A 10,836-nucleotide genomic window follows, 5' to 3' on the forward strand; every position below is an offset into this window, starting at 1 on the left:
CCGTCCCATCTTGTGCTCCCCGCGCCGCGGGGATGAGCCCCTTCTGGTGCCCGCGGCCCTTCCGCCGAGTTCGTGCTCCCCGCGCAGCGGGGATGAGCCCATCGTCTGCATCGGACTCATCCACGTCCGAGAGTGCTCCCCGCGCAGCGGGGATGAGCCCCGGCCCGGCAGCGCGGTCTACGGGGTGGTCACGTGCTCCCCGCGCAGCGGGGATGAGCCTCCCTCGAAGCCGAGGTCTGCCCAGGATTTCGTGTGCTCCCCGCGCAGCGGGGATGAGCCCACGTACGGGCCGTCGGCCGGGTTTGACGGGGCGTGCTCCCCGCGCAGCGGGGATGAGCCGACCCGCTCGCCGCCCAGCACTACGCCGAGTCCGTGCTCCCCGCGCAGCGGGGATGAGCCCCCGCTCCTGCTGAGCACAGAGCAGAAGCTCACGTGCTCCCCGCGCAGCGGGGATGAGCCGGTGCGCCTGTGGGACGCCGGCGGTCTCTGGTCGTGCTCCCCGCGCAGCGGGGATGAGCCCCCATCAACGTCCAAGACGTCCAGGTGCTCCCCGCGCAGCGGGGATGAGCCGACCCGCCGACTGGTGTTCCAGCGTGACGGCGAGTGCTCCCCGCGCAGCGGGGATGAGCCCGCCGCAACCTGTAAATGGCGGATGAGTGCCCTGTGCTCCCCGCGCAGCGGGGATGAGCCCCGGACGATAGGTGTTGGACAGGCGATGATCACGTGCTCCCCGCGCAGCGGGGATGAGCCTCACTCGCGGGTGAGGAGACGATCCTCCAGCCGGTGCTCCCCGCGCAGCGGGGATGAGCCCTGCGATGAAGCGGTCATCCACCATCCCAGCCGATGCTCCCCGCGCAGCGGGGATGAGCCCAGACCGGCCAGCTCCCGCGCGAGCACGGGGTTGTGCTCCCCGCCCAGCGGGGATGAGCCGGGCGGAGAGGCCGCTAACGCCCAGATGGACAAGTGCTCCCCGCGCAGCGGGGATCAGACGCACAACAGCAACGCCCCGCACAGCACCGGGCGCGGCGGAGGCCCGCCTGCATACAACCAAATGGCAGCTCCAGCCATTCATTTGGCAAAATACGTCACACTAATGATACAAACACAGCACACACCCCGCCTCTGTGAGTCAGTGCACAGCTTCTGGCGCCCAGAACGCCGGTTCCACCGCGCCACACGGGCCGTACGGTGAGTGTCATCCCGAGACGCACGGGACAAACCCCACCCCAGGAGATTGGCGAAACATGACTGTCATCGACACCGGCTCGGTCGAGGACCTGCTTCAGGGAGCACCCACCACCAATGCGCGTGTGCTGGACTTCGTCGCATCCGTTGCGAAGCTCACCACCCCTGACTCCGTCGAATGGATCACCGGCAGCGCTGAGCAGCGCGAGGCCCTCATCGCCAAGGCGGAGGCCGCCGGCACCATCGTCCGCCTCGCCAAGCAGAAGGACTCCTACTACGCCGCGTCCGACCCGGACGACGTCGCCCGCGGCGAGAGCCGCACCTTCATCTGCTCCGAGAAGGAGGAGGACGCCGGCCCGCTCAACAACTGGAAGGCCCCGGCGGAGATGAAGGAAACCCTGAACGAGGTCTTCACCGGCTCCATGCGCGGCCGCACCATGTACGTCATCCCCTTCGTCATGGGCCGCGCGGACGCCACGCACCCCATGTTCGGCATCGAGGTCACGGACTCCCCCTACGTCGTCCTCTCCATGGACATCATGGCCCGCTCCGGCTCGGAGGCGCTCGAGGCCATTGACCGCCTTGATGCGGACTTCGTCGAGTGCGTGCACTCCGTGGGCGCTCCCCTGGAGCCCGGCCAGCAGGACGTCCCGTGGCCCTGCAACCCCACCAAGTACATCACCCACTTCCCGGAGGAACGTTCGATCTGGTCGTACGGCTCCGGCTACGGCGGCAACGCCCTCCTCGGCAAGAAGTGCTACTCGCTGCGCATCGCCTCGGCGATCGCCCGTGACGAGGGCTGGCTCGCCGAGCACATGCTCATCCTCAAGCTCACCAACCCGGCAGGCGAGGTCCGCTACATCGCCGCAGCCTTCCCCAGCGCGTGCGGCAAGACCAACCTCGCGATGATCGAGCCCACCATCCCCGGCTGGAAGGCCGAGACCCTGGGCGACGACATCGCCTGGATGCGGTTCGGCGAGGACGGGCAGCTCTACGCGATCAACCCGGAGTTCGGCCTGTTCGGCGTGGCCCCCGGCACCGGCTACGACACCAACCCCACCGCCATGCGTGCCATTGAGGCCGGCGGCAACGTCTTCACCAACGTCGCGCTCACGGATGACGGCGACGTCTGGTGGGAGGGCATGACCAAGGAGAAGCCCGCGCACCTCACGGACTGGCGCGGCAACGACTGGACCCCGGAGTCCGGCACCCCGGCAGCCCACCCCAACTCCCGCTTCTGCACGCCGCTGGCCAACGTGCCCACGATCGCGCCGGAGTGGCAGAACCCGGACGGCGTGCCGATCTCCGCGATCCTGTTCGGCGGTCGCCGCAAGACGACCATGCCGCTCGTCACGGAGACCCACGACTGGAACCACGGCGTCTTCATGGGCTCCACGCTCTCCTCCGAGACGACCGCTGCCGCCGAGGGCCAGGTGGGCGTCGTCCGCCGGGACCCCATGGCGATGCGCCCCTTCATCGGCTACAACGTCGGCGACTACCTGCAGCACTGGATCAACATCGGGAAGACGGAGGGCGCCAAGCTGCCCAAGATCTTCTACGTGAACTGGTTCCGCCGCGACGAGGACAACAGCTTCCTGTGGCCCGGGTTCTCGGAGAACTCCCGCGTGCTCAAGTGGGTCTTCGAGCGCACCGCAGGCACCGCCGAGGCCGTGGAGACCCCGCTGGGCTACGCACCTGCCGAGGGCGGCCTCGACCTCGACGGCCTGGACATCTCCCAGGAGCAGGTCTCCAAGGCGCTTGCGATCAAGCCCGAGGAGTGGGCTGCCGAACTCGCCTCCATCGACGAGTGGTACGACGAGCTGGGCAGCCACGTGCCGGCCGAGCTCCGCGCCGAGGTCGGCGAGCTGCGGGAGCGCCTGGGCGTGAAGTGATCGTGCCGGGCCCGGCTGCAATGCGTCGCAGCTGAGCCGGCCATAGCAAGAAGGACCTGCATCCTGAGCCGGGATGCAGGTCCTTCTTGCTGTTCGCAGCGCGCTCCCGCATACCTCCGGGAGTGCCTCACTGCTCCGCGGCACCGTCCGCTCATGGACGGCGCCGCGGAGCAGCTCTCAGCCGGAGAACGCCCCGATCAGCTCGTTGACGCCCAGCACCACGAAGATCGCGGCGATGATGACGAGCACCACGTTGAGCCACCAGCTGTTCTTCCACTCCTTGGGCATGTGCCTGGAGTTGAGCAGGAACAGCAGCGTGATCGCGAGGAACGGCATGAAGAACGAGCCCAGCACGCCGTAGGTGATGATGATGCCCACCGGCTTGCCGATGAACAGCAGGAGCATCGGCGGGAAGGTCAGCCAGAGGACGTAGGCCTTGTAGTACTTGCCGCCGAGGCCCCGGTCCGGGTGATCCTCCGCCAGGCCGCGCGTGCGCCCCCAGAAGTCCGCGAACATCAGGGACACGCCGTTCCACACGCCCAGCACGGACGAGAACGACGAGGCCCAGAAGCCCACGAGGAACACGTTGGCCATGAACGCGCCGTGGCGTTCTGCGAGGACGTCTGCGAGGTCGAGGAGTCCCTGATCCCCGCTCTGGATCGCGATGCCGGCGGAGTAGAGGAACTCGGCGCCGATCACGAGCATCGAGATGACGAAGATGCCGGAGATGATGTAGGCCATCGAGTTGTCGATCCGCATGACGCGCATCCACGTGGGCGTGACCCAGCCCTTCTCCTTGAGCCAGTAGCCGTACGCCGCGAGCGTGATGGTCCCGCCCACGCCGCCTGCGATGCTCAGCGTGTAGATCACGCCGCCTTCCGGAATCATCGGGATGAGCCGGTTGAGGAGCTCCGGGACGTTCGGCAGCGTGGCGACCGCGAGACCCACCACCGTGACGAACATGAGGCCGACCAGGACCGCCACGATCTTCTCGAGCGCGTGGTACTTCCCGAACCACACGAGCGCAGCGCCGATCAGCCCTGAGATGATGCCGTAGAAGATGACGTCGTAGTTGGAGTGGAAGATCGGCAGCGCCGTCGCCAGCGGCAGCGCCGAGGCGGACATCGCCGTGGCACCGTAGACGAACCCCCACACCACGATGTAGGGACCGAAGTAGATCGAGGTCCACTTCCCCAGCCGTCGCCAGCCCTCGAAGATAGAGTGCCCCGTGGCCAGCGTCCACCGGCCCGCACCCTCCACGAGGAAGATCTTGATGACGACGCCGACCACTGCCGCCCAGAGGAGCGCGTACCCGTACATGGAGCCGGCGACCAGCGTGGCGACGAGGTCACCGGCGCCGATGCCCGTCGCAGCCACGACGAGACCCGGACCGATCAGCTTCCAGCGGGGCTTGCCCTCCGACGCGGCGACAGCGCTGCCGCCCGCCGGCTCTTCTGCACCTGCACCGGTGCTCTGCGTGTTCTCATTCACAGGGGAACCTTAAAGGAGGTTGTCCGTCTGCGCACAGGTTGCCTGGTGACGAGTGCGCCGGTCCGGGGCAGCGGAGGCCCGTCTCACACGTCGTCGTCTCCGGCGAGGCCGCCTTCGCCCTCCCAGTTCTCCACCCTCTCGGTCTTGTCCTCGGAGAACTTCAGCCGGACGCCGTGGCCGCGCCCGTTCGCTCCGTCCGCGAGGAAGAACGCCCCCAGACGTTCGAGCGTGTGCCTCAGGGACGCGAGCTGTGCCTCGTCGAGGGTGCCCCGCCCCTTCTCGAAGTCCCGGAGCTGTCTGCGGGTGAGCCCCGCCGCATCCGCGGTGTAGGTGGCCGAGGTCGCCACGAGTGCGCGCGCAGCCCGAGCGAGACTGCCATTCAGATGCATTGTGTTCTGTGTCATACCACAACTGTGCCAGATCCACACTGCACGGGCTCCGCACCGCGCCGCCCGTGCAGCGAGGCGAGCAGGAGCCGCGCGCGACCCACGGGGCACGGAAAAGGCCCTCCCGCCCGCATATGGATGCAAACGACAGGGCCTTTCGAAAAACGCGGAGCCGGTGGGATTTGAACCCACGGTCCCCCTAACGAGGGACTCCACCTTAGCAGGGTGGTGCTTTCGGCCGCTCAGCCACGACTCCCCACTGACCAGCGCGCCGGACAGCTTCTACAGACTACACAAGGGGACGCGCTCACGCCAAAGCAGGAAACGATGTGCGGCGAGGCTCACGCCGCTGCACCTCTCACCATGCGGCGGCGCGCCCGGAGATGTCACGAAAACCTCAAGTTCGGCCAATACTATGTACTGGCGATCAGGTATGCACTGGTGACCAGATCCGCACTGATCCACCGGAGACCACCGGAAGCGCCCCGCCGCTCCTCGCGAGGGACAGGGCGTGCACCACCCCCTGCACCACCGAGGAGACGCATCAGTGGCCGAAGACGAGAGCAGGCGGAGAGGCGAAAGCGCACAGGGCGAGGATCCCTCGGCAGCGCACAGCCCCATCCGCGCCTCCCGGCGTGCCCGCCTGCGCGGTCTCGACGGCGTCCGGCGTGATGACTACCGCCTCAAGGCGGACTCGGGCAGCCAGCCGGCAGCGAACTCATCAGCACAGCAGCCGTCTCCTCACGCGCCGCCCTCACGCGAAGAGCGCGCGGGAGCCACCCCGGCTCCCAGCGGTATGAGAGCTCCCAGCGAGATGCGGCCGGCCCGCGAGTTCCCCTCACGGCGCGAGCTCCGCGAAGTGGCCTCCCCCGCCTCGGGCGCTTCCGCGAGGGGAACCGCGGGTGGGGCCTCTGGACCTCCCCCGGGGTCGTCGCAGTCCGCGGTTCCGGCCCGCTCTCCCGAGGACACCGCACGCGCAGCACGTGCGCAGGACGCCCCTCAGGAGTCCGCCCCACGGTCGGCACCCTCCCCGTTCGACCAGATGACCACGACCGCGGACATCGGCCGCCTCCCCACCTCGTCGCCCAGGCACGCCACGCGGAGCCGGGACCCGCTGCCTCCCGGCTCCGCGGCAGGAGCCTCCGAGCTGGTGAATCAGGGATCTTCCTCCGGACGCCCCTCCGTCTTCCCCGGCGCCGAGGCCGCCTCCGGAACAGCGGGAGCCTCCGCAGGTGCGACGGCCGGAACAGGCGCGGGAGCCTCCGCAGGAGTTGCAGGCCAGACAGCCGCAACAGCGGCAGGAGCGGCCTCCGCAGCGGCAGGCCCGGCGTCCGCGAGCGCGGCGACGGGTGCTGCAGGCGCGGCAGCCGGCATGGCAGCATCGGCTGCCGCCCCGGGGGCTCATGCCGGCGATGAGTCCGCTCCCCTCACACGACGTGCGCTCCGCAGCCGCAGGGACGCGCGAGGTGCGCATAGCAGGAAGCATGCGGAATCCCGGCGCTCGGATCAGCCGTCCGCACAGGACCAGCCAACACAGAGCGCAGCGGCCGAGCGCACGACCGGCCACGGTGCGTCCGCACCGGAAGCCTCCGATGCCGGCCCCACTGTCGGCAGGACCACAGTCGGCAGCGCTTCAGCCGGCAGCGCCGCGGCCCCCGTCCGCCGCCGCCTCTCGGACAGCGCCCGCCCCCGCCATTCGCGGCGCGAGGGCGAGGCCTTCAGCTCCATCGTCCGCTGGACCACGCTCGGCACCCTGGTGCCCGGCCTCGGGCTCATCCACGGCAAGCACCGCCGCGGCTGGATCATCCTCCTCGGGTTCCTCGCCGTCATCCTCGCCGCTGCCGTCTGGGTCCTCTGGAGGGGGCCCGTCCGCGCGCTCTCCCGCCTCGCCGGGGACCCCGTGGTGCTCTACACGATCGCGATCGCGCTGGCACTGGCGATCGTCATCTGGGCGATCACCATCCTGCGCTCCTACCGGGTGCTGCGCGGCGGCCGGCGGATCACACGCGTCCAACGCGGCCTCGGCTGGGGGCTGGTCGCCTCGCTCATCCTGTGCGTGGGGGTGCCGCTGGGCGTGGGCTCCGCGTACTCCAAGGTGCAGGCGGACACCATCCGCTCCGTGTTCGGCGAGTCCGGCGGGTCCGTTCAGGACAAGGCGGCGCTGTGGGCGAACCAGCCGCGGATCAACGTCTTCCTCATCGGCCGCGACAACGGCGACGGACGCGAGGGCACCCGTCCCGACACCATGCTCGTCGCCTCCATCGACACGCGTTCGGGGGACACCACCCTCATCAGCGTCCCCCGCAACCTCAACTACGCCCACTTCCCCGAGGGCACTCCCCTGGCGGAGCGCTTCCCCGACGGCTTCGACGGCTTCGGCCCGGACGAGAGCCTCATCAATGCGGTCTGGACGTGGGCGGAGCAGAACCCGGAGGCCGTGGGCGAGACGGAGGAGGGCCTCGAGGTCGGCATGTACGCGACCATGCAGGCCGTCGAGGGCTCGTTGGGCCTGGAGCTGGACTACCACTCAAGCGTGGACATGGAGGGCTTCGAGGACGTCGTCGATGCGATCGGCGGCGTGAAGATCGATGTGGAGCGCCCCATCCCCATGGGCGGCGGCACCAACATGAACACCGGTCTGAAGAACCCCATCAAGGGCTGGATCGACCCCGGCGAGCAGGTGCTGCAGGGCAAGAAGGCCCTCTGGTACGTGCGCTCCCGCGACGGCGCGGACAACTACGACCGCATGTGCCGTCAGCAGCGCATGCTCAAGACCACCCTCGACCAGGTGAATCCGCAGGAGCTCGCCGCGGCCTATCCCAAGCTGGCGGGATCGGCCGAGCGCAACATCCAGACGGACATCGCGCAGAACGCCGTGCCCGCCTTCGTGGAGCTCGCCATCGCCATGCAGGGCGGCGAGATCAAGTCCGCCCAGATCACCAACGACGTCGTGTCCACGAGCAACCCGGACTACGACGTCCTGCACGAGTGGGTGCAAGAGCAGATCAACCCCGCTGAGCCCAGCCAGGCCGAGGAGGCCGCCCCGGCGGAGGAGGAGACGGAGGCTCCCGAGGAGGAGCCCACCCCGGAGGAGACCCCGGAGCACAAGGACGGCATCGAGGACGCCGACGGCAAGTGCTACCCCCGCGGCTACGAGCCCGGCTCCGGCTGGCCCGGCTACCCCGGCCCCGAAGGGGACCAGGGTTGAGCGGAGCTCTGCGGGTCGGCATCGTCGGTGCCGGCCCGCGAGGTCTGTCCGTGCTGGAGAGGCTGCTCGCGCACGCCCGGCGGTGCCGGGAGGAGGATCCCGCCGCCGAGGTGTCCCTCGACATCCGCCTCTTCGACCCCTTCCCGCCCGGGCCCGGCAGGGTGTGGCGCACCGACCAGTCGCCGCACCTGCTCATGAACACCGTGGTCGAGGAGCAGACCGTCTTCCCCGATGCCTCCTGCCGTGTGTCCGTGCCCGGCACCGGCCCCTCGATGGCGGAGTGGGCGCGGAGCGCAGACGGCGCAGGAAGCGCGGAGGAGGAGAACGCCTCGGCCCCCGCGACCGCGACATTCGCGCAGCGGCGTGAGTACGGCGCGTACCTCGCCGACGCCTACGACCGGATGGCTGCCCAGGCGCCGCCGGGAGTGACGATCGCGCACGAGCCGTGCGAGGTCCTGCAGATCCTCGATCTGCCGGAGAACGCCTCGGTCCCCTCCGGGCCCGGCACGCGCAGCTTCGCGGGCGTGCACCGTCCGGCGCCCACACGCGGCCCGGCCTCACAGGCCCGGGACCAGGAAGCGGGCGTGCCGCCCCTCCCGGAGGGCCGGACGCTCGCGTCCGCGCCGCAGGCGCTGCGCCTGTCCGACGGCCGCACGCTGGAGGCGGACGCCGTGGTGCTCTGTGTGGGGCACATCCCTGCCGCACTCAGCGACGAACGCGCAGGCTGGCAGCGATTCGCGGATGCCGCCAACCTCGTCTACCTGCCTCCCGGCCTGCCCGCGGAGACGCGCGTGGACCGGCTGCCGGCGGGAGAGCCCGTGCTCATCCGCGGTTTCGGGCTCAACTACTTCGACCTCCAGTCCCTCCTCACCCACGGCCGCGGCGGCCGCTTCGAGGAGACGGGCGAGGGCGAGCTGCGCTACCTGCCCAGCGGCTCGGAGCCGATCCTCGTGCCGGGCTCCCGCCGCGGCGTGCCGTACCGCTCCAAGCCCCTCACCTCCCGGCATCCGCTGCCGGTCCCGCCGGGCTCGCACCTCCGGTTCTTCACCGCCGAGCACATCGACCGGCTGCCCGCTCCCGAGGCCGGCCTCCGTTTCGACGCGCAGCTCTGGCCGCTCGTCCTCGCCGATCTCCGCCGCGCCTGGTACGCCGCGCTCGCGCGCTCCCGCCCGGAGGTCTTCCGGGAGGACCCCGCCGTGCTCGACTCCGCGCTCGCGGAGGCGGTCGCACGCCACCTGGACGACGGCGGGCGTTCCAGTGCCGCCCGGACCTCAGCGGTCACCGGCACCGCGCCCGTGCCGTCCACACCGGCGGCGGGGACTGCGGCAGGTGCCGCGACCCCTGCGGCCGAGTCCTGGCGCGAGACGGAGGAGCGCGTGCTCGACCCGGACGCGGTCAGCGCGGAACCCGGCCTGCTCCTCGACCTCCATCGCTACATCAGACCGCTGGGCCACACCGGCTTCGCAGACCGGGAGGAGCTGCGCGGCGCACTGCTGGCCTACCTCCGTGAGGATCTCGCCGCCTCGCGCCTGGGGCCGGCGCTCTCCCCGGAGAAAGCGCTCTTCCCGGTGCTCTGGCAGGCGCGGATGCTGCTCAAGGAGCTCGTCGCCCAGGAACGGCTGGAGCCGGCCAGCTTCGTCGCGGAGGTGCGCGGCTGGTTCGAGGACTTCGTCTCCGGGATCTGCGACGGGCCGCCTCCGCAGCGGTACGCGGAGCTCATCGCCCTGGCGGAGGCCGGGCTCGTGGACTTCGCCGGACCGGAGGTCCGCATCCGCACCTCGCGCACCGGGGAGCCTGCCGGGTTCGTCGCCACGACCCCTGCGGTGGACGGCGAGGTGCGCGCCCGCGCACTCGTGGACGCGAGCTCCCCGGCCAACCGCGTGACACAGGCCGACGACCGTCTCATCCGCGGGATGCTGGACCGCGGGCAGCTCCGCGTCGCCGAACACCGGCTCGATCCGACCACCGTCGTGCCGTCCTCCGGCCTCGCAGTCACGCGCCCGCCCTACCGCACGGTCGATGCCCGAGGCCGCGTGCACCCCGCACGCTTCGTCCTGTCCCTGCAGCTGTCCTCCGTCCAGCTGGGGCTGGCGATCGCCGCGAACCCGGACTCGGACGCCCGCACCTTCCGCGACGCGGACGCCGTCGCCCGCGCGATCCTCGACCTCTGCTGAGCGCCCTCGCCCGCGCCTACCGTGACGAGGGCGAGCGGCGCAACGCTCCGGACGCGCACCCGGCGCGGAGGCGCACCTGGCGCGGGCGCGGCACACCCTGCGCGGACGCAGCGTACCCTGCGCGGGCGCAGGCTCTGCTACGAGGCCATCCGCTCCCGTGAGCCGCCGCGCCCGCCTGCGGGCGCATCCGCGACCGTCTCCGCTCCGCTGACCTGCGCCCAGATCTCGTCCAGCGACAGATGCAGTTCCGCAGCGAGCACGGCGATGGTGGAGAAGGCCGGTGTGGCCACCCTGCCCGTCTCGATCTTGCGCAGGGTCTCCGCAGAGATGCCGGCGGCAGCGGCGACCGCAGGCATGGAGCGCTCGCCTCGGGCGCTTCGCAGCAGGGCTCCCAGACGCTGACCTCGTTCGATCTCTGCGGGGGTGAGCGGTAGTCGGACCATGAGTCGATGATAATGCCGTTATTATAGTACCGGCATTATCATCACACACCTGCATCC

The 10,836-nt window shown here is 70.3% G+C and carries 6 protein-coding genes, 1 tRNA gene and 1 CRISPR repeat array; of the genes, 3 read left to right on the forward strand and 4 right to left on the reverse strand.

What is annotated here, in order from left to right:
* The first annotated feature begins 12 nt into the window (after nt 1–12).
* A CRISPR array of direct repeats spans nt 13–990; the repeat unit is 27 nt; unit sequence GTGCTCCCCGCGCAGCGGGGATGAGCC.
* Between the two features lie 254 nt (nt 991–1,244).
* Entirely contained in the window at nt 1,245–3,077 is a 1,833-nt protein-coding gene (locus Q0A33_RS07735; RefSeq protein WP_291794863.1) for a phosphoenolpyruvate carboxykinase (GTP), read from the forward strand.
* 177 nt (nt 3,078–3,254) lie between these two features.
* Here Q0A33_RS07735 and Q0A33_RS07740 read toward each other — a convergent pair whose 3' ends face one another.
* The 3 genes from Q0A33_RS07740 to Q0A33_RS07750 all read right to left on the reverse strand — a co-directional run bounded on the left by Q0A33_RS07740 (nt 3,255) and on the right by Q0A33_RS07750 (nt 5,210).
* Complete coding sequence (locus Q0A33_RS07740; protein ID WP_291794864.1) at nt 3,255–4,568, reverse strand: Nramp family divalent metal transporter; 1,314 nt, start codon at nt 4,566–4,568, stop codon at nt 3,255–3,257.
* A gap of 83 nt (nt 4,569–4,651) precedes the next feature.
* Nucleotides 4,652–4,972 (reverse strand): XRE family transcriptional regulator, encoded by a 321-nt coding sequence (locus Q0A33_RS07745; RefSeq protein ID WP_291794865.1) that lies wholly within the window; start codon nt 4,970–4,972, stop codon nt 4,652–4,654.
* 149 nt (nt 4,973–5,121) lie between these two features.
* Nucleotides 5,122–5,210 (reverse strand) — tRNA-Ser (locus tag Q0A33_RS07750).
* Nucleotides 5,211–6,326: 1,116 nt separating this feature from the next.
* Between Q0A33_RS07750 and Q0A33_RS07755 the strand changes: the two genes are divergently transcribed.
* Both Q0A33_RS07755 and Q0A33_RS07760 read left to right on the forward strand, forming a co-directional pair.
* Nucleotides 6,327–8,162 carry an LCP family protein gene (locus tag Q0A33_RS07755; RefSeq protein WP_291794866.1) on the forward strand — a complete coding sequence of 612 codons (1,836 nt, stop codon included), beginning with the start codon at nt 6,327–6,329 and terminating at the stop codon, nt 8,160–8,162.
* Nucleotides 8,159–10,336 carry an FAD/NAD(P)-binding protein gene (locus Q0A33_RS07760; protein WP_291794867.1) on the forward strand — a complete coding sequence of 726 codons (2,178 nt, stop codon included), beginning with the start codon at nt 8,159–8,161 and terminating at the stop codon, nt 10,334–10,336. The genes Q0A33_RS07755 and Q0A33_RS07760 overlap by 4 nt, the downstream gene beginning before the upstream one ends.
* Before the next feature lie 137 nt (nt 10,337–10,473).
* Here Q0A33_RS07760 and Q0A33_RS07765 read toward each other — a convergent pair whose 3' ends face one another.
* Nucleotides 10,474–10,779, reverse strand: coding sequence for a helix-turn-helix domain-containing protein (locus tag Q0A33_RS07765; protein WP_291794868.1), 306 nt, complete (start codon nt 10,777–10,779; stop codon nt 10,474–10,476).
* Nucleotides 10,780–10,836 lie beyond the last annotated feature (57 nt).

It is taken from the genome of Brevibacterium sp., assembly GCF_022712115.1.
GTDB lineage: Bacteria > Actinomycetota > Actinomycetes > Actinomycetales > Brevibacteriaceae > Brevibacterium > Brevibacterium salitolerans.